Here is a 20,972-nt window from a genome sequence, read left to right on the forward strand (position 1 = left end):
TATCAACTTAAGGGAGGCTGTGAGTTGTATGATAAAAAGGAAGCTGTTTTTCTTAATCGTTTTCATCGTGACGATATTAGTTCCTTTCAGCCTAGACGGAATAAGGACCGCTTATGCAGAGACCTTACCGTATAAGACGATTATCATCGATGACGGGAGCATCACGATCAATGATGTTGTGACACCTGATGTGGGTAACGAGAACAACGGATATTCGGCTCCAAATTGGACCACAAGTACAGGGGTGAAGGGGTATGATAACTCCAGCTCCAAATATACGAGTACAGCAGGCAGAACGATATCATGGAATCCACGATTGGAAGCAGGAACGGCGAGAATTTCGTTATACAAGCTTAACTGGGAAGATAAAGCGGATAGCAATGTAAAAATTGAAATCGTCCACAATGGAACGACGGATGTTCTTTTTATGGATTTGAGACCTTCATTTGGCGCTTCTGTGGGATGGGTTGATTTGGGAGAGTACTATTTTTCCGGAGTTGGTAACGAATTCGTTAGATTAACTCGGTTTACCAGCACAACCAGCACGATACTTACTCGTGCAGATGCGGTCAAGTTCGAAGGGAATATTCAGCAAAAAGAGCCTCATAAGACGATCATCATTGATGATGGAAGCCTCACGATTGATGATGTCGTCACCACTGATGTAGATAACGCAAATAACGGGTTCTCCGCTCCTGATTGGACTACAAGTACGGGAGTGAAGGGATATAAAAATTCTAGTTCCAAATTTACCGATGCAGTAGGAAGAAGCATCACATGGAATCCGCGATTAGAAGCAGGGACGGCGAAAATTTCATTCAACAAGCTTGATTGGGCGGATAAAGCAGACAGTAATGTTAAAATCGAAATTGTTCACAATGGGATTACGGATGTCATGTTTATGGATCTGAGACCCTCGTCGGGGCCATCGGCCGGATGGGTTGATTTGGGGTCCTATTATTTCAGTGGTGATGATAGCGAATTTGTCAGACTGACTCGAACACAACCTACGACCGGAAAAATCATTACGCGGGCCGATGCGGTCAAATTTGAAGGGAATATACGGCAGCAAGCTCCGCCGTTGCCTCCGCTGCGCAGCCGTACATTGGCGAATCTCAGTTACACGGAAAAAGGCAGCATCGAGAATGCCAGCTATAAGGCTACCTTTTATGAAGCTGCTTGGGATGAAGGCAAAACCATCGTTCGTGATATGTTCTACAAGGATACGGATACGGGGAACTGGATGCCTGTTAATAATGTGGCGGAAAGACTTGAAGAACAATGGGTCTTATTGGATGGGAATGCGGGGAGTCGAACCAATTATTACGATACGATGAACAAACGCTGGATTACATTCGACGAGATCAATTTCCCAGACAGCCACACGGCGATATTAACCGATTCTTCACATGAAAGCGATTACGATTTACAAGTGAACTGGTCTATGTCAGGGGACAAACCTGATGTTTCCTTCGCCTTTACACCTCGCAAGGATGGCAATTATGTAATCGGTTATCAGTCCTTCACAACAGAGCAAATCTCAGACGTCAATGAAGTGTTAAATGGTTTCAGATCACACGCCAAAATGGTAGGTTCAGTGGAATCAACAAGCTTAAGGGAACTAAGCGCTCCGATGAGTCTAATTGAGAAGAATGACGGTTCGGGGAATCCATTGACATATGGGGTATTTGTACCGTCGGATGAGCTTCCGGTTGAATTTGAACCGACGGGAGGCGTTACGAAGCAAAGGCTTGGCATGAGCCTTGTCAACAACGAAGGCAGCGTGCAGCCAATCTTGTACGCTCCTCAATTAGGGACCTATTCTCAAATGAACGCAGAAAGCACTTATCAATTTCATATGGGACTAATCACTCAAAAAAGCAAATTGTATGAGTCCTACGCGGATATTCTTCGCAAAGAGTACGGTTATTCTGCTTACCGGGAAAATGTATCAGATCAGTCGCTTACTGACGCGATGTTCAATATGATCGATTTACTTAAGATAGAGCCGCAAGGGGATGACTCTGTTGATTATGTCCCGTCACCCAGCGGGTGGTGGAGCCGTGCCAAGGGCTTTATTGACATCGAAAACGAGGATAGCGTTCGAACAAGCTCGAATGCAGTTCTTTTGGGGGCTTACTATTTGACTGGGGATGACCAGCTCTACGATACGAGAGCATTGCCGTCCGTCCAGTATGGCTTATCGCGAAATGGTATAGGCTGGTCGCCTACGCAAAAGCCAGTATACGGTGTGCCGTCGTTATGGAAAATGGCAACCTTGCCGTTTGATTTTTCAAGCGTAACCGCTCTCAATCAGATGATGGGTACTTCGGCAGGAATTGGAGCACTGGCACAGGAAGAATACCTCGTGCGTGATCCTGACCAGAAAGACCGTGGTCCTGTCATTCAACCCCTGATGATGTATCGTATGACGGGAGATACGCAGTATTTACAGGCTGCCAAGGATGCAGCCGACAGCTATATCATGCAGCATATTGATACGCCTGCATCCGTCAATGTGAGTAAAAATGAGTTCATTTATTATTATAGCAAGCTGTGGATGGAGATCTTGGAGCTTTACGAGGAAACTCAGGATCCCAAATACTTGAATGCAGCTTATAAGGAAGCCAAACGGTATGCAACGATGTTTGTTGCTCGTCCGGTTCCTGAAGGTAGAGTTACGATTCCGCAGCCTGAGACGTATAATTACGCGGAGTCGTTCCATTGGCCGGAAAGTGGTAAATATCAATATCCTCGGATCAAGCTCCCAGAAGATGTAGCCGGAGGCGTACAAGCGGATAGTTGGCTTGTTTCTCCCAATGGATTGACGTTTGAAGCGGGAAGTACAACTGGCTATTATCGGATGAATGCTCAGGAAGCTCCATTCATGCTGAGATTGTCGCTCTATACAGGTGATAAACTGCTGCAGGATATTGCTCATAATGCAGTTATTGGACGATATTCAAGTTATCCAGGTTATTACTATAAGGGCTTCGCCGTTAGCCAACTTGAGCCAGAGTTTCCTCTGGAAGGCCCAAGCGGGGCTACATCCATCTATTATCACCATATCCCGGGACAGCTCGGGCAAACGATGGATTATTTGATCAGCGAACAAACGTTGAAATCAAATGGTAGTATTACATTTCCTTCTGTTTTTGAAACTAATTTTTTATGGTTCAAATATCACCTCTATGGAAATAAACCAGGGATTTTTTACGGTAATTCCGACGTTTGGCTCTGGATGCCCAAGGGGATTATCAAGACCAACCATCCTCAATTGAACTGGATAACGGGAGAGAGCGGGAATAAATTCTACATCGGGTTAAGCAACGAATCATCAGCTGAAGTCCAGACTCCGATCGAATTGAATGCGCAAATCATTGGGTTCAACCCGGCACAAGATTATACCGTAACCATCATCCGCGACAATGGCACACCAGAGCAAGCGGTTATGAGTGGTGGAATCATTCAAGCCACGGTTTCAAGCAAAGGAATAACCGCTATCATTGTAGAAGGACTCAACATTGATGTGCCGCTGCACCAGGTCAGAACTGCTGATACATCGGATGCAAGCTATTTCTTCGATATCCACAGTCCAATAGATGCGGTTAAAGGTATGCTGATCGTCAAGCCCGACGAAACGGCCTATGATGCTTATGTGCAGGCAAAAACGACAAAACCAGCGACGATCCATTATTCCTTGGATGGCGGAGTAACGTATACAACCATTCCAGATACGATCTATCCGATGGAATGGTCGATACGGGTAAACGATTTATCCCAAACCTTCACTTATTATGTGGAATCGGATGGGAAACAGACCCGCAAGCGGACACTCTATTTGCCTGATCAAGTACAAGAAACTCCAGTTCAACCGGATTGGCAGGAGAGTTCATCGATCATTGTGGATAATACGGAGGCAGAGACAGAAGGCGTCTGGATACGGGATACAACGGCTAACGACTATTACTATGATAACTATGTGTACGCCAAATCGACTGCCGGCACAGCGACAAGCAGAATTAAATGGCGGCCTGAGCTGCCGGAAAGTGTTACTTACAGTGTGTATTACAAGCTTCCGCAAATAACCGCTACAAGTGAAAATTGGGCAACGAATGCCTCATTTACCGTTTATTATAGTGGAGGCTCCGAGACGGTTACCGTTGATGAGACAACGGCCAATGGGACTTGGGTGCACCTGGGAGATTATCCTTTTGCAGCAGGCGATAGCGGATATGTCGAATTAACCAATAAGGCCAACAAGTCACGGGTAGTTGCCGATGCGATGATGTGGGTGGATCCAAACAGTATGCCGCAATTGGAGTCTGTGGTGATCCTGTCGGATCGGGGTGAACTGCAAATGACTCAAACCGCACAACTAAGCGTAACCGGCTATTTGGATAACGGTCTGATTGGTGATCTATCACAGGCAAATGTGCAGTATTTCGTTGATCGAACCGATCTGGCTGAAGTGGACAGTAGCGGTATGTTGACCCTTCTAAGTCTCGACGGAGAAACGGATCATATTGAGGTATGGGCCACTGTAACGATTGACGGGGTGACCTTAACAACACCTTCTATGACAATTGCGATCAGGGACTTAACGGTTATTGTCGACAGCACGAATACGACTGGGTTATACACGACAGAAGGATCTTGGAGCCAAAGCAATTTAGCTGGATACAAAATTGGGGTTAAGTCCCGTTATTCTACCGTTCAAGGTTCATCAGCGACGTGGAAAGGCCAGTTCCCAGAGGGGAAATATACGGTCTCCATTTACAAGCTCGTCCATACGACGGCAAACGATAACTATGTCAAAGTGGAAGTGAAGCATCAGTCGGTTACCGAGGTTACGTATATTGATGCAACCGTCGGCTCATCAGGTTGGGTTAATCTAGGAACGTTCGACTTTACTGGAGACGGCAGCGAGTACGTTCGTCTAACCAGGGTTACTCCGACAACGGTAGATCCGCCAACTCTACCTGCCGATATGATTTATACGAGGGCTGATGCAGTCAAGTTCGAACGGCATTCCGTTAGCCCGGAATTGCTTGCAAATGGGGTGCCAGGTAAACCGATACTTTCGAATAATAGCGGTGTTGCGACAGGTATAAATGATGGCAATTATGAGGTTACAATGAATATGTGGTGGGGAAACAATGGCTCACTGTATAAGTTGTACGAGAATGGTCAATTGATCCAAACGAAGTCACTGGCCGATGTTTCGCCAGCCGCCCAGACTTCCATTATTCCTATTCAAGGAAAGCCGAATGGAACCTATGTGTATACATGTGAGTTATCGAATTTGTATGGAACGACTTCATGTGATCCACACACCGTCACCGTGGCTGAGGCGAATCCCGGCAAACCTGTGTTGTCTAGTGACAACTGGGATCAAGATGGCGACTATAGTATTACTGCTAATATGTGGTGGGGCACGAACGCAGAACAGTATCGATTATATGAAAATGGCGAACTTATTGAAACGCAATCTTTATCTTCACAAACACCAAGTGCTCAATCGGCCATTACACAAATTTCAGGAAAATCTCCTGGCATCTATCAATATCGCGGTGAGTTTATGAATGGAAGTGGAACAACGGAAAGTGATACGATAAAGATTATTGTAAAATAAACTTATGAGCTGAGTGGATGAGAACAATCCATTCGGCTTTTTTATTTCCTGGAATTTAGTATAGAGCTATACAAAAAGCTAATCTTTCAAGGCTCTCAACTGGGTGATATCTACATAATACTGCTCATGCTAGATTAGCAGGGCGTTTTCAACCAAACGTGGTAATTTGAACATGTCAAATTTGTTCTAATTCAGTCTAAATAAGCGCTTATATTAGGGTGTGGCTAAACTTACAATAATGTCTAACCATTTAAATTTGGGAACTTCTCCTGCAATGGCGAAGAATTTCACTGTCATGGCTTTCATGCAAAGCTAGGTTGAATATTGGAGAGGAGGCTGTCATGGGGATTACAAGACGAAAACCAACAGTGATTATCTTGTTTACCGCTCTGATTGTTCTTGCTTTACTCATGTTGGGCTTAACTAACAAAAAGGTGGAACTGCCTGAAAATTGGATATTTACAGTAGATGGATACGCCGTAACAGAGGAAGAATTTCAATCTTTTGTCAAAGAGCAGAGAGCTATAACGGTAGACTATTTCTTCAGAACTTATGGGGCCCAAGTAGATGAGGGCTTCTGGACACATCAATACGGCAAAAATCATGAAACCCCCTCTGAATACGCCAAAAATTCTGCGATGACAGCATTGCTAATGTCCAAGCAGGAGCAATTTATTGCAGACAAGCGAGGAATCGCCCCTTACCAAAGCTTTGATGAGCTTAAATCCGACATGCAAGAAGAAAATGTTAAGCGAGCTAAGATGGATGATTCAGGAGAGACTTACTATGGGTTGCCTCAGTTTGATTTATATCAATACATGCAATATTTAAGTGGCGCCCGTTGGCCGGATTTGATAGAAACCCAGGTAAAGAAAACGAAAATGAGCGACGCCCAGTTACAAGTTGAGTATGCATCAAAAAGTGCGGATTATATTCGTGTAGCTGATAAATTAACGGCTGCGTTAGCGACAGCGGGACAAGTCAAAGAAGAGAAAGTGCTAAATCGTTTAGATATATCCAAAGAAGATACCGAGTCTCTTAAGTTCTGGGAGTCTTTAGCTGCTGCTTCTGTAGGTGAGACAGTAATCGGTAAATATATGGGTGAGGATGTCGTTGCTACATTAACCACAAAACCGGAAATCACCAAGCTTAAACTGGAAGAAGTGAAAGATTCCATTCTATACGGATCGGCGGAGTCTGACTTGCGCGCGTTAATTGCAAATACGAATGAATTGAAGATCGTGTATAACGGTAATCGATTCAGTGAGTTTGTAGTGAACTAGAATAGTTAGTTTTTAAGTTTATAAAAATCTATGTCTATTGAGACTTCCATAGATACAGATTTTTTATAAAGTATAAATTTATTAATTTCAAAGGGAGGAAATTTTGGAATGATACGATGGAAATGGATGCAAAAAGCTTTGTCGATAGTTACAGCTACAACGTTGGCATTCCCTGCTCTGTTCGGCTTGGCACCTTCATCCGAAGTGTCAGCTGCGGGAGGGAGCGAATCTTTTGACTCCGTTGTACTAGAATTGACACAAGCGGCAGGTCAAACAGGTAGGGTAAATCTTACGTATAAAGGTTCACCTTTAAGCAGTCTGGTTAAAGGACCGGTTATTGACGAGGTAAGTTATGATTCCAGCAATTCGCAACTTTTAACTGTTAATAATCAGGGGAACATTACGTTATCTAACGGTTATACATTTGCGTCGCCAGATGCTCCGGGCGTCCCGGTGACAATCACGGCCAGGGCGGGTTATTACCCTGACTCAGAAGTGTTATTCATGGAGGACTTCGAGAACAACAATGGTCCGATGACATCTATGAGCAAATTAGGCTCGTCATTCACGCTGTCCGATGCACAGTCCCGTTCTGGATTGAAAGCGATTACACCTTCGGATGATACGAATAATGAAAAGGTAGCTCAAGATGTGGCATTGCCGGCTGGCAGCAATTATAAGATGACGGCATGGTATTTTGACCCGTATCCTAATGAGGAGAAGACTGCGACGGATAGAACGCAATTTGCTATTGTAGATGGTAAAAATGCCACCTTTGCCGGGACATTCTATCAAAGTTCAGAGGCTGATGTTATTCATAACCCGACGAAATATACTTGGGCTTATGCACCATCATCAGCGGGTACAGCAGGCAACCGTTGGAAAGATAGCGGGGCTTTACGTTCCACAGGCTGGCATAAATTCGAGTGGCTTATTACACCAAATGGTGCGACGTTACAAATAGACGGAACATTAATATCCGATTCAGCGCAAAGTGATATTTACAGAGCTATGAAGAGCGGTACAACCATTCAGCCTAAAATAGCGGGAGGATGGAATAGCCAGACAGGGAACAAAGCTTATATTAAAAATAAACATCTAATCGACGATTTTTATGTTGTAAAAGATGTGGCTACAACAACAGGAACCAGAACATTAACAGTGAATTTGGTACCTCCCGGCGGATTGCCAAATTTAGAAATAAGCACTCAGCCAACAGCTGCAGAAGTGAAACAAGGTGAGACAGCAACATTTAGCATTACGGCATCAGCCGCTGCTACTGCTTATCAATGGTATGTATCTGATGATGAGACTGGCTTGAGCGGGACAAAAGTCAGCGGAGCTGATAAGGCAGTATTAACACTTTCCAATGTGGACGCAGCTTCACAACAAGGCAATTTTTATTATTGCGAGGTTTCCTCGGCAGAGGGAGTTGTAGTGAAATCCCATGCTGTACCGTTGTTGATAACCACCAATACGCAGGTGAATGCACCAATTAATCCAACGCTTGACTCGGATTCGGGTATTTATAATGGCGCTTCCAATTACGGGGATACCCTTGTAACACTGTTCAAAGACGGTGTACCTGTTGGTTATTATTTATCGAAAAATGGGGGACCCGACCAGCCTAACAATCATGAAAGGCATCATGTTCTGCCCTATGCAAGGGCACTGGGAGTGGGCAACTACACGGTTACAGCTATTGTCATAAATAACGCGGGAGATATCAGTGAAGAAGTTGCAGCATCCGGAATATTAAAGATCGAGAAATTGCCTACACCGGCAAATGCCAGATGGAACGGCACGTACGCTACATGGGATCGCGTCGCTAACGCATCTGCCTATTCGGTTCAACTCTTCAGTAATGGTGTGGCTAAAGGAAGCCCGATTGCAGCAACAAGCAATGATGCGGCTTTGTCCCCGACTTTAAATGATACATTTAAAATAAAAGCAAACGGCAACGCAACGTCACGATTCTTAGACTCTGATGAGTCAGGGGAGAGTGCACAATATTCAGCGAACATTGCGCTAATTCGCCAGAACGATACATTACGGGCAGGAGATAGAACGCGGTTAATGGTTGACACAGCTGATGTGTTCGTTGCTGATAACATCAGCTTCAGTCCGGCGGATCAAGACAAGGATAAGATTGAAGTTGATGATGCCGGATTCGTGACGGTTAAGAAAGGTTATATTCCGACAGGGAACGAAGAAGTTACTGTACATGTGAGCGTTGATTACTTCAATAAGGCTGACACTAAGTTTTACGATGGATTTGAAGGGGAGAAGAAATTTTCAAATGGTGCGAACGGATATGTTCACAGCGATGTGATGTCCCGTACCGGAGGAAAGGCCGCGACATCAAGCGGCACCGGTCAGGTGGCGACGGTTCCAGATACCTATAATTATGCCCCTGCAACCGGTAAGACAACAATTGTTACTGCTTGGTACTATGATGATGGCAGAGCGGCTTCCAATGACCACGCTGTCTTTGGCTTAACCCCATCGTCCAATGAACATATCGCAATAAATTATGGCAATGGAGATGGTGACTGGGCGGCAAATCTGACCAATTACGCAGTCAGGCCTGGTTCATCCGGGAGATTCTATCCTGTAGATGTCCAGCGAAGCGAAGGCTGGCATAAATTTCAATGGTTCGTTACATCAACAGGAACAACCTATAAAATCGATGGACAAGACATTCAAAGGCAAACAACAGCTGGCGGAAATTTTGATACTCCAGTTAAGAACAATATTTCCAAGATCGACGCATTGCAGCTTGCTACGAACTGGGGCAACAAGCCTGGAACGGTTAAGGATATACAGAACAGGCATTTTATCGATGACGTATATGTTATCGATAGTGGAATAGCAGCCCAAGCCGGAACAGCTTCTATTACGCTAAAGCTCTTGCCTAAAGAGTATAGTCACTTGGAAGACAGCACATATGTTATTGGTCTGGATGACTATAATATCACCGTAAATCCTGATTTAACGGATCTGGCTGGAGTGAAGATCGGCGCTGTAACTCTGCTGCGGGATGTGGATTATACGGTTAGCGGTAATGTATTGAAGATTAACAAAGAATCATTCACAAGAAATAATATCGTGCCGGGAAAATATACCGTTAGACTTGATCTGTATCCTGCCGAAATCACCTTCGAGTTGAACATTGTCCCCCTTGAAGTCCGTGATTATTATCTCTCCAATAACGGTGACGATCATGCAGATGGACGCACACCAGCTACGGCATGGAAATCAATCTCCAAGATTAATGAATATGTATTTATGCCAGGTTCAACTATTTATCTGGATGCGAATAGCGTATGGAACGAACAAATCAGACTGCGCGGCAATGGTGAGGAAGGAAATCCGATTACACTTACAAAATATAATACGACCGACCCTAACCAACGCCCGGTAATTAATGGTGGAGGAACAGCGTCGAGCCCATCAGGCATTTCCTTAAACGGTACCATAGAGTTATATGACGTAAACTATTGGGTAGTCAGTGGAATTGAAGTAACGAACATCGGCAATGCGGCAGGTGACGGCCGCTCCGGTATCGCTGTAATGTCACGGATTTCCAAGCTGGGACAAGGTCAGTTTAATATTCAAGATTATGCTGATGCTCGTATGCAAGGAATCGTCATTCGAGATAACTATGTTCATGATGTTAATGGGTTGCACCAAGCAAATGGAGCAAGTAAGGTATCCGGCGGTATCATTATTAATGGTTATGTGGATATATTGGTTGAAGGCAACAAAACCCTTCGTTGTGATAACGAAGGTATTCGCAATAATGCCTACGGGCCAAGCAATCCTGGGACTAATAACACAGGCATTACTTGGAGTAATTCTAGCTATCCTTGGGCATCCAACGCTGTGTTTAGAAACAACTGGGTTTCTAGTTCGGTTGGAGATGGCATTGTCATGTCCGGCGGGAACAACTCCCTTGTGGAACGAAATGTGGTCACAGACAACGGTTATAGCTATTTAAGCGATAAGAGCGGCAATCTGGTTACGAACTGGGGGCCAAATAATACAACACCAACATATCTAGGTTCGCAAAACTATGCGGCTGCGTGGATTATGGCAAGTAAAGGCACCATCTTCCGCTATAATGAAGCTGTGGATAACCCTTATCATGCAAGTAATGACGGTATGGCTTGGGACATTGACAACTATTGTCAGGACAATGTGTATGAATACAATTACAGCCGAAATAACTATGGTGGTTGGTACTTACAGATGAATGCTGCCAAGGGCAATATCGTTCGCTATAATATTAGCGTGAACGACGGCCGCAGCCCCGATTTTAACAAGAGCTTTAACAGTCTAATATTGCTTGCAGGAGGTTCTTCAACGAGCGAGGAATTAAGTGGCTTATACTATAACAATGTCATCGTCACACCATTGAAGAATAGCAGTTCGTTAGTATTTGACCCGACAGCCTCCAACTTGCACATTTATTTCCAAAATAATATATTTGCCTACACTGGGGCAAACAACCAGGTTGGTCTGAAAGGCGGGGGAACATCAGCTCCATTTGCAGCCGGACGGTTTACGAACAACATTGTGTATCCGGCTAATCTTTTTGGCAGCATGAACGCAGGTGGAGGCGGATATCTAGGTGCAGGCGTAACAGCAACAGACAACCGCTATGTAACGGAAGAGGAACTGAATTCTATATTAAAAGACTATAAATCTGCGCCTGAACATTGGATTACCAACAGTGGAACAGTGGAGGCCAAGCTTGATTACAGTGCGATGAACGGGTTCCGTCTTGCGGATGGTAATAACCTGGCCTATGGTGCAGGTGCCGAGATTGTAAGCCCATATGTGGATCGGGCGAATGCTCTGCCTCATATGACGGAGAGAACAGACTTCTTCGGCAATTCACTTAGCACTCGAACGCCTTCCATCGGCGCGCACAACCCTTATGCGGTAACTTTTGATTCCAATGGGGGCAGTGAAGTTGCGGTGAAGTTCGCTGACATGGGCGGTACAATTACCGAGCCAACAGCGCCGACAAAAGATAAAACTGTTTTCGGCGGTTGGTATCAAGATAAAGGATTAAACGATGCTTGGAATTTCGATGCTGATCCTGTTACAAGGGATATTGAATTATATGCGAAATGGGCTGAAGACGCAGGTACGGCACCAACGATAATGACGAATTCGCTTGCGGATGGCAAGGTAGGACAACCTTATTCGGCAGTTCTTACCACTGATGGCGATAAGCCGATCAAATGGGCCGTTGTAGAGGGGCAATTACCATCAGGATTGAGCTTGGATGAAGATGTTGGTGTTATCTCTGGTACACCGGGTCAATGGGGTCAATTTAAGTTCAAAGTTCAAGCAAACAATGACGTTGGCAGTGACACAAAACAGTTCAATATAGTGATCACTGAAGATGTCTCAGTTGATACAGCTCCGGAGATTATCACTAAGAATTTACCAAATGGCAAAGTTGGACAACCGTATACAGTAACACTAGCGGTATATGGCAGTGAACCAATTTCTTGGAAGGTCCAGGGAGGAGATTTGCCAGTAGATTTGAACCTAGATGAAGCAACAGGCGTTATCTCGGGTACGCCTCTAGAGGCGGGATATTACGAATTCACTGTTGCAGCAACGAATGATTTTGGTAGAGATGAGCGAGAATTGAGCATCGAGATTAAAGAAGATAAGCCAGTGGATACAGCTCCGGAGATTATCACTAAGAATCTGCTAAGCGGCAACGTTGGACAACCGTATACGGTAACATTAGCGGTTTACGGCGACAAACCGATTACCTGGAAAGTGAGTGATAATTATTTACCTGCTGGGCTGAATTTAGAAGGAGCTACGGGTATTATTTCAGGCGTGCCTACTGAAGCGGGAACTTACAAATTCAATATTACGGCTTCCAATCATGCTGGCATGAATACGATAGAGTTAACTATTGTAATTACTACAAATGACAGTGGTGGCAATAATGGCAATAACAATGGCGGCAATTCAAATGGCCACAGCAGTACGCCGACTCCTTCGCCAGAGTCATCAGTAGCGGAGCGTATTGATGCTACAATCAAAGAGCAGCTGAAGAAGGGTAATTCCATTGCATTGACGATGTCAGCCGGAAAAGATGAGCTTGAGATTCAAAGCGATACGATCGGTGCGATTATTAATGCCGACAAACCGCTAATCGTTACGAATGACACCATATCTGTTAAATTGTCCGCTGAATTGTTGAAGCAGTTGAATACAGGAAAGCGGATGAAGGTTGTCATTATACCTGTAGATGAAAGAGGCGGAGCTATAGGGCGGGGATATGAATTAAAGATCTTCGTGGATGGCCGGGAAGTAACGGATTATACAGGGCTTATACCCGTAACCTTCGATCTGTCAAAAGAGAAGTTGTCCACAAATGATCTTAGCCTGTTATGCGGTGTCATGCTTCGGTTGAACGGTAACATGGAGCGTTTAGGCGGCAACTATGAGCGTGAGACAGGTAAATTTACTTTCACGGCAAAAGGACTAGGTTATATCTTCATTACAGCCAAGCCTGAACCTGTGAAATTGGAATTCACTTTAGGAAAGACAGGATATAAATTAAACGGAATCGAAATGAGTATGGACGTTGCTTCAACGGTAGTTAAAGGCAGAACGTTAGTCCCACTGCGCTTCGTTGCCGAGAGCTTAGGAGCAAATGTAAGCTGGGATAACGTTACGAAAACCGTAATGATTACTTTGAAAGGTCAGACTTTGTCGATTAAGATCGGTGAACTTGCACCAGGGATGGATGTAGCAGCTGAACTTGTAAACGGTCGTACTATGCTCCCATTACGTTTCATTGCTGAGTATTTTGGTGCAAATATATTCTTCGATAATACTTCGAAATCCATTAGTATCATGAAGTAGTATTTCCTAAAATTAGCAGCTACGATCGAAACCCTCTAACATGCACTGCCATGTTAGAGGGTTTTCTAGTGTGCGCCCGGCATAGACGATAACTTGGCGGTGAAAGTCCTCTATTAACGAACAATAAAATTGTCTTAACTGGAAACAATTCTTTAGATTGTGTTAATCTGTCTAATAGTGAACTCGGTTTAGAAAGAGGGAAGTTACTTGAAAAGAAACGTGTTATATATTGAAGATAATGAGAAGATAGGCAGTTGGGTAAAGGAAGAATTGGAACAACGAGGATTTTCAGTACAGTGGCTGCTTTCTGGTGAAGGAGCTGAAAAAGAAGTAAATCAGCATGAAATCGTTATTTTGGATATCATGTTACCCGGTTTAGACGGATTTACTGTGGGGAAACGATTAAAAAAGGCAGCTCCTGCTGTTCCTATTTTGCTGTTAACTGCTCGAACATCGATAGATGACAAGGTAGAAGGGTTACAATTTGCTGATGACTATTTAACGAAACCATTCCATACGGATGAACTAATTGCTAGATTAGAAGTATTAATCCGTCGAAAGGGCGGAACACATTCCGAACGCATTTCATTAGGGAATTATATTGAAGTAGATCCGGAAATCCAAACGGTATTTGACAAACACACAGGAGAAGAAATTATATTGACAGGGAAACAACATCATATTTTGATGTACTTCTTACGCCACCCTAATCAAGTTTTACCAAAAGAACAAATCTATGAAGCCATCTGGGAAGAAGCTTATATCACAGGTGATAAAACATTAATGGTACATATTCATCGACTGCGTCAAAAGCTGGAACGCCATCCAGACTCCCCAGAGATTATTGAAACGTTGAAGGGAATAGGCTATCGGGTGAAATTATGAAACAGACTAAATCATTATTTCGTCGTTTTCTAAAAGGACATTTTCTATTTATCTTTTTACCTCCGATCGTACTTATTTTCTTATCTGCGTTCATTGCGTCTCCTTTTAATGAAGAAGAGCTGAATAAGTTAAATTATTTTTACATTGTACTTCTTGTGTTTGGTTTTATTATTGTCGCATTTGTGGTAATCTCTTGGATTTTCTTCTTGCGACTTCGTAAACGTCTCACCTGCTTACAGGAAGTCATGTCATTTTCAGCTAATCATAACTCATTTCCTAAACCAATAGCTGTTCAAAGTGATCGTATGGATGAAATAGACCAGTTAGGAAGTTCTTTTAATTGGATGATTCAACAGCTTGAAGACAGTCGCAAGCGAGAACATGAAGAGGAATTGTTACGACATCGACTCATCGCGAATTTATCTCACGACTTACGAACGCCGCTTACCATTTTGAGAGGACATGTCACCCGATTAAATAAAGAATCAATGAGTCTAGAAGGACAAAACTCATTATCAGAGATGAACCATACGATTACTAGAGTCGGAGATCTAATGGATGATTTACTTTCCTATACATTGCTTACATCAGGAAAACATCCTTTTGAGCCCACTTCAACAGATATTGGACGTTTAGTAAGAGCATCTGTTGCTGCGTGGTATCCTGTATTTGAAGAAAAAGAAATCCGGATCGAGGTTGATTTACCGACAGAGAAGACTTTTTATTGGGAAGCAGATCCTAAATGGATGACACGTGTTCTGGATAATTTATTTCAGAATATTCTCCGCCATGCAGCAGAGGGGAAATATGTAAACATTGTGGTTGATGTAGAAAAAGAACAGATCATTGTTGCAGACAGAGGTCCGGGGATGGATAACTCTTCCTATGAGCGTGGGGCGGGGATAGGTTTATCGACTTCAAATTATATGTTGAATAAAATGAAGCTTAAAGCTGACTTTACATCAAATGAAAACGGCACAACAGTGGCTATTGGTAGAGCTTAACCTAAAGTTAAACCAGAAGTAAACAGCAGGATAACCGAGATGTAACTTTGCTTCTTTATAATTAGAACCATAACAGAAAGGAAGTGTTATGGTTGCTTACAATTAATAACTTAGTCAAACATCACGGAACTGGGAAAATCTTATCAGGTATCAGTTTTAAAGCTAGACCTGGCAGAGTAACTGGTTTTCTAGGTCCAAATGGAGCAGGTAAAAGCTCTACACTTCGCATCCTGCTTGGATTAGATCGTGCTACCTCAGGGAGTGCACTAATCAATGGAAAGCCATACGCAGAATTACATAATCCTGTATCAACAGTAGGTGCCGCACTTGATGGATTTGGAGCTCATCGTATGCGAACAGGACGGGCACACTTGCGTTGGATTGCCCGTGCCGCAGGATTGTCAAACTCACGTGTCGAGGAAGTTCTGGAAATAGTAGGTCTTACTAATGCAGCCGGAAAAAGAGTTGGGAGGTATTCTCTTGGTATGGGGAGGAGACTTGGAATAGCAGCTGCGCTACTCGGTGATCCAAAAGTATTGATTTTAGATGAACCCGTAAATGGGCTCGACCCAGAAGGAATTCGGTGGATTCGGACATTTTTACGTGAACGTGCTGAGTCTGGAAATACGGTGTTGTTATCCAGTCATCTAATGGGAGAGCTTGCAGAGACGGTTGATGATGTGGTGATTATTAAGCATGGAACTATCGTTGCAGATGGAACATTGGAAGAAGTAATAGGTAACTATTCCACGCTGGAGGAAGCCTTTTTTGCCCTGACATCTGAAAATGCGGGTGAAGTTGTATGAGAGCATTCAACGCGGAACTCTCTAAATTGTTCTCCTTACCGGGTATTTGGCTTGCTTTTCTCATTGGAGCGTTTGCCCCAGCGCTTATTTCTGCCTTGGACAGCATAGCACAAAAAGAGGAGATTATAGCTGGAGTTAGCACGCGGCTATCGGAAGTTGGCTATATCGGGTTAGCTCTTGGTGTGCAAGGCGTTATTATTCTTGGTGTGCTTGCTGTCAGCAGTGAGTATTTGACAGAGAGCAGTGAATCTGGTGGAGGACAACAGATTACAACGAGTTTAACTGTTGTTTCATCCCGAATTCATTTTTTATTGGCAAAAGCAGGTGCTGTGACTGTGATCAGCATACTGCTTTGTATTGTTGCTATTATGACAACTGTGTCTGTAAGTCATCTTATTCTTGGTGAATATGCCCCTGCATTTGAATGGTCCAGACTTATCGGTGCCATTTGTTACTGGACATTCACTGCTCTTTTAGCACTTGGAATTACTTTTCTAACTAAGAATGGCATCCTCCCGCTTGCTGTGCTCATAATAAATTCATCCGTTGTATCATTTAGTGTCCTGTTGTATAGGGTTACAAAGTTGGCGTTTTACTTACCAGATAGGGCTGGCGCTGAAATGTTTATGTTTACGGACAACACGTCCACAGGCAGTTTATTCGACAGGTTTCACACCCCCTTCACAGGCGGTTTAGTCATGTTTGCCTGGGTAGTCGTTGTTTTCATTATTGCAGCTATTGTATTCCATAGGAGGGACGTTGCAGCATGAGTGTCTCATCTAGTAGAAAGATAACACAAATCCTGGGTGCTGAACTGGATAAATTAGTTACATTACCATTGATAGGGCTCACTCTTTTGGTTACATTCATTCTTAATTTAGGTTTAGCCGCTGCTTTTACTTCTGTTGATCTACAAGGGGCAGCAGGAACGCAAAATATACTGAATACAGGACTTTCTTCTATGGGATATCTTCAAGCAGGATTCATTATTCTTGGTATCTTAGCTACTTGTTCAGAGTATACAGGGGGACAGATTCGAACTACTTTAACTACGATACCTTGGCGAGGGTTTCAATTATCCACGAAGTATTTGGCCTTGACCATTATAACCATTCCTGCGGCGTCTTTTACTACTGCATCAGGTGTACTATATACCTTTATCATGATGAAAGACACAGCAGTAGTGATTGAAATAGACGAAATGATAAAATCATTAGCAGGTGCAACAGGCTATCTAACTTTAACCACACTTCTCAGTGCAGCTATAGGTGCTTTATTAAGACGAACTACTCCTGCTTTAGTGGTACTGCTTGGCTATTACTTCATTGTCAGTCCATTGTCGAAAGATTTTCTACACAATACTAAATATTTTTTTCCAGATACAGCAGGATATTATATGTATATGCCGCCTTCCTCCGATGAAATAAATGTCCTTACACCAATGGAAGGGACAGGTATTTCCCTGTTATGGACACTGATCTTTATTACAGCAGCTATTATATTTTACCGTAAACGAGATGCCTAATTCTGAGCTAGCTGATTTGATCATTAAACTAGAATAATATGAAACAAACATTGATGTTTGGATAAAAGATGTTTATGAGCAATTCAATGACTAAGTATTTGCTCTTAAGAACGGACACCAATATGAGTGTCCGTTTATTTTATAAATCTGGACTGATCAGTTCAGATATGTTATATTTCAATGACGGGAGGTGTTACTTATCGCTAGGACAAAAGAATTTAACAAAGATCAAGCGCTGCATCAAGCCATGCTGTTGTTTTGGAAAAAAGGATACGAAGCGGCTAGCATACCTGATTTACTAGAGGTGATGGGCATTAGCCGATCCAGCCTTTACGATACGTTTTCCGACAAGCAAACCTTGTATACAGATGCCCTTGAGCATTATAAAAAGGGGAATTTCAATAAGCAGGCTATTCTTGAACATGCATCTAGTGTTAGAGATGGAATTCTTCAATTTTTTGAGTATCATATTGCTTCAGCATACGATACCAGCCTGCCGGGCGGGTGTTTTGTTACGAATGTAGCTACAACATTGGAGTCGCCAGATGAAAAAATTAATGAGTTGATAAAGACTAGTTTTTTGGAATTAGAGCAAGCTTTTTGTGACCTTTTAGAAAAGGGCCAGCAACGGGGAGAAATTGATAAAACGACTGATATCAAAGCGTTGTCTTATTTATTGTTGAATTTACATCAAAGCATTAATATTATGGCCAAAGCAGATCAGAATCCGGAACGTGCAAAAGAGATGATTAGCTTTGTAATAGCAGGAATCTAATTTTTTTTAATTATTTCGGAACGATCGTTCCGTTATCATATTCCCCATATTTTGAAGGTGCTAATTAAGGAGTATGTGTTAGACTATATTTTTTTTAATTATTATGGAATGATCATTCCGTTATTGAGAAATCCCTCAAAATAAGGAGAGGTGTCTAATGAAAGTATCGTTTATTGGGCTTGGAAATATGGGGCTCCCAATGGCCCAAAATCTGTTGAAAGCGGGTTATGAATTAGTCATCTTTAATCGGACCCCTGAAAAAGTTGAACCCTTAATGAAACAGGGAGCACGATATGCCAAAACACCGCTAGAGGCAGTGAAAGAAAGCAATCTTGTAATTACCATGCTTTCTGATGATGCTGCTTTGAAGGAGGTCGTCGAGGGACCAGATGGTGTTCTGAATGGATTGTCGGAAAATGGAATTCACATCTCTGCCAGTACAATCAGCGTAGATCTGGCTCGAAAATTATCCGTCTCGCATGCGGAGCGAAAGCAACACTTTGTGTCTGCCACGGTGATGGGGCGCCCAGATGCCGCTAAAGAAGCTAAATTGCGTATTATTTTAGCTGGTCCGGAACAAGCAAGACAACGGGTACTTCCCGTTTTAACAGTATTGGGTCAAGAGATAGTAGAGATTGGGGATCACGGCGAAGAAGGGAACGTTGTGAAAATTGGCGTTAACTTTCTAATTGCTTCAATGCTGGAAGCTTTGTCGGAAGTGCAGCTAATGGTAGAAAAGCACGGTATTGATTCGTCCCGATTTATGAATGTCGTGAATGCTCTTTTTCAATCTCCAATATATCAGAACTATGGAGCGATCATGAGCGAACAACGCTTTGAACCGGCCGGTTTTAAAATGAAGCTTGGGTTAAAAGATGTTGCATTGGCTATTGAGGCAGCGAAGTCCGTTCAAACTCCTCTACCTTTAGGTCAGCTTATCCACCATCACTTGTCTGAAGGAATCGCCAATGGTTATGGTGAGTTGGATTGGACGGCTTTAATCCGTTGTCTTGAGCATTCTTCTTAAAAAATTGGGTTGCACCGATGATGTCGGGCGAATTGCTAGAGAAAATATAAGGAGAGATTAACTATGGAAATAGGTGTTACTTCGTTCATAGAAACAAAGCCTGATACTGAGACCGGAGTTGTGATGAGTCACGCACAGCGATTACGAGAAGTCGTCGAAGAAATCGTCCTTGCGGATCAGGTAGGACTTGATGTGTTTGGCATAGGTGAGCATCATCGTGAAGATTATGCAGCTTCATCACCCGCAGTGGTGTTGTCTGCTGCAGCCCCCCTAACAAAGCGGATTCGATTGACGAGTGCTGTGACGGTTCTTTCATCAGCTGATCCTGTCCGTGTGTTTCAGGATTTTGCCACGCTTGACGGCTTATCCAATGGACGTGCCGAGATTATAGCGGGCCGGGGTTCCTTTGTTGAATCCTTTCCGCTTTTTGGGTATGACTTGCATGACTATGAGGATTTATTTAATGAAAACATCGAGCTGCTTCTGAAAATACGGGAATCTGAGAAAGTTACATGGAGTGGAGGACATCGATCAGCGATAAATAATCTGGGTGTATACCCGCGCCCTGTTCAGCACTCTTTACCCGTATGGATTGGTAGTGGCGGTACCCAGGAGTCTGCCGTGCGTGCAGGACTTCTGGGCCTGCCATTAGTCCTGGCGATTATCGGTGGAAACCCAACCAATTTTGCTCCGCTTGTACAACTGTATAAAAAGGCGGCAGCTCATGCCGGACATGATGTATCACGGCTTCAGGTAGGTTCACATTCCATCGGATTTGTTGCAGAAGATACGGAACAGGCAGCAGAACTCTTTTTTCCGTCTGCCCAGTACGGTATGAATAAGCTCGGCAAAGAACGGGGGTGGGCGTACTACGATCGTTCCAGCTATGATGCTGCCCAACGCTTTGATGGTGCGTTGTATGTAGGGGATCCGGAAACAGTCGCCCAAAAAATAATCCATCTGCGTAAGCATGTAGGGATTACACGATTCATGATGTATGTTCCCTTAAGTACGATGCCGCATGAGTTGGTTATGCGGGCTATAGAACTGCTCGGTACAGAGGTTGCGCCGCGAGTACGAGAGGAAATTGCCAAGTGGGAAGCTCAAATGGGATAAGGATTATCTA

Annotated in this window: 11 protein-coding genes; all 11 read left to right on the forward strand. The window is 43.5% G+C overall.

All coding sequences use genetic code 11. The features are described 5' to 3' along the window. Positions 1 to 28: 28 nt before the first annotated feature. Positions 29 to 5,635, forward strand: a complete 5,607-nt coding sequence (locus tag MHI51_RS16090; protein ID WP_405173098.1) for a hypothetical protein — start codon at positions 29 to 31, stop codon at positions 5,633 to 5,635. A gap of 341 nt (positions 5,636 to 5,976) precedes the next feature. Continuing rightward, the gene (locus MHI51_RS16095) at positions 5,977 to 6,918 is read left to right on the forward strand and encodes a hypothetical protein (protein WP_076217652.1); all 942 of its coding nucleotides are present in this window, start codon (positions 5,977 to 5,979) and stop codon (positions 6,916 to 6,918) included. A gap of 108 nt (positions 6,919 to 7,026) precedes the next feature. Then, positions 7,027 to 13,824, forward strand: coding sequence for a stalk domain-containing protein (locus MHI51_RS16100; protein ID WP_405173099.1), 6,798 nt, complete (start codon positions 7,027 to 7,029; stop codon positions 13,822 to 13,824). Between the two features lie 207 nt (positions 13,825 to 14,031). Continuing rightward, entirely contained in the window at positions 14,032 to 14,709 is a 678-nt protein-coding gene (locus MHI51_RS16105; protein ID WP_076190267.1) for a response regulator transcription factor, read from the forward strand. Next, positions 14,706 to 15,713: a sensor histidine kinase KdpD gene (locus MHI51_RS16110; protein WP_076217650.1), complete on the forward strand. Its 1,008-nt coding sequence runs from the start codon at positions 14,706 to 14,708 to the stop codon at positions 15,711 to 15,713. Before MHI51_RS16105 ends, MHI51_RS16110 begins: the two co-directional genes overlap by 4 nt. A 92-nt stretch (positions 15,714 to 15,805) precedes the next feature. After that, on the forward strand, positions 15,806 to 16,519 hold the full coding sequence (locus MHI51_RS16115; protein ID WP_076217649.1) for an ABC transporter ATP-binding protein: 714 nt from the start codon (positions 15,806 to 15,808) through the stop codon (positions 16,517 to 16,519). After that, positions 16,516 to 17,289 carry an ABC transporter permease gene (locus MHI51_RS16120; protein ID WP_076217648.1) on the forward strand — a complete coding sequence of 258 codons (774 nt, stop codon included), beginning with the start codon at positions 16,516 to 16,518 and terminating at the stop codon, positions 17,287 to 17,289. The genes MHI51_RS16115 and MHI51_RS16120 overlap by 4 nt, the downstream gene beginning before the upstream one ends. Then, positions 17,286 to 18,044, forward strand: coding sequence for an ABC transporter permease (locus MHI51_RS16125; protein WP_076126564.1), 759 nt, complete (start codon positions 17,286 to 17,288; stop codon positions 18,042 to 18,044). The genes MHI51_RS16120 and MHI51_RS16125 overlap by 4 nt, the downstream gene beginning before the upstream one ends. A 190-nt stretch (positions 18,045 to 18,234) precedes the next feature. Next, positions 18,235 to 18,819 carry a TetR/AcrR family transcriptional regulator gene (locus tag MHI51_RS16130; RefSeq protein WP_249267693.1) on the forward strand — a complete coding sequence of 195 codons (585 nt, stop codon included), beginning with the start codon at positions 18,235 to 18,237 and terminating at the stop codon, positions 18,817 to 18,819. 157 nt (positions 18,820 to 18,976) lie between these two features. Continuing rightward, positions 18,977 to 19,846: an NAD(P)-dependent oxidoreductase gene (locus tag MHI51_RS16135; RefSeq protein ID WP_076217647.1), complete on the forward strand. Its 870-nt coding sequence runs from the start codon at positions 18,977 to 18,979 to the stop codon at positions 19,844 to 19,846. Positions 19,847 to 19,909: 63 nt separating this feature from the next. Next, the gene (locus tag MHI51_RS16140) at positions 19,910 to 20,962 is read left to right on the forward strand and encodes an LLM class flavin-dependent oxidoreductase (protein ID WP_405173100.1); all 1,053 of its coding nucleotides are present in this window, start codon (positions 19,910 to 19,912) and stop codon (positions 20,960 to 20,962) included. Positions 20,963 to 20,972 lie beyond the last annotated feature (10 nt).

Source organism: Paenibacillus sp. FSL H8-0260 (genome assembly GCF_045040625.1).
In the GTDB taxonomy this organism is placed as follows: domain Bacteria; phylum Bacillota; class Bacilli; order Paenibacillales; family Paenibacillaceae; genus Paenibacillus_AQ; species Paenibacillus_AQ odorifer.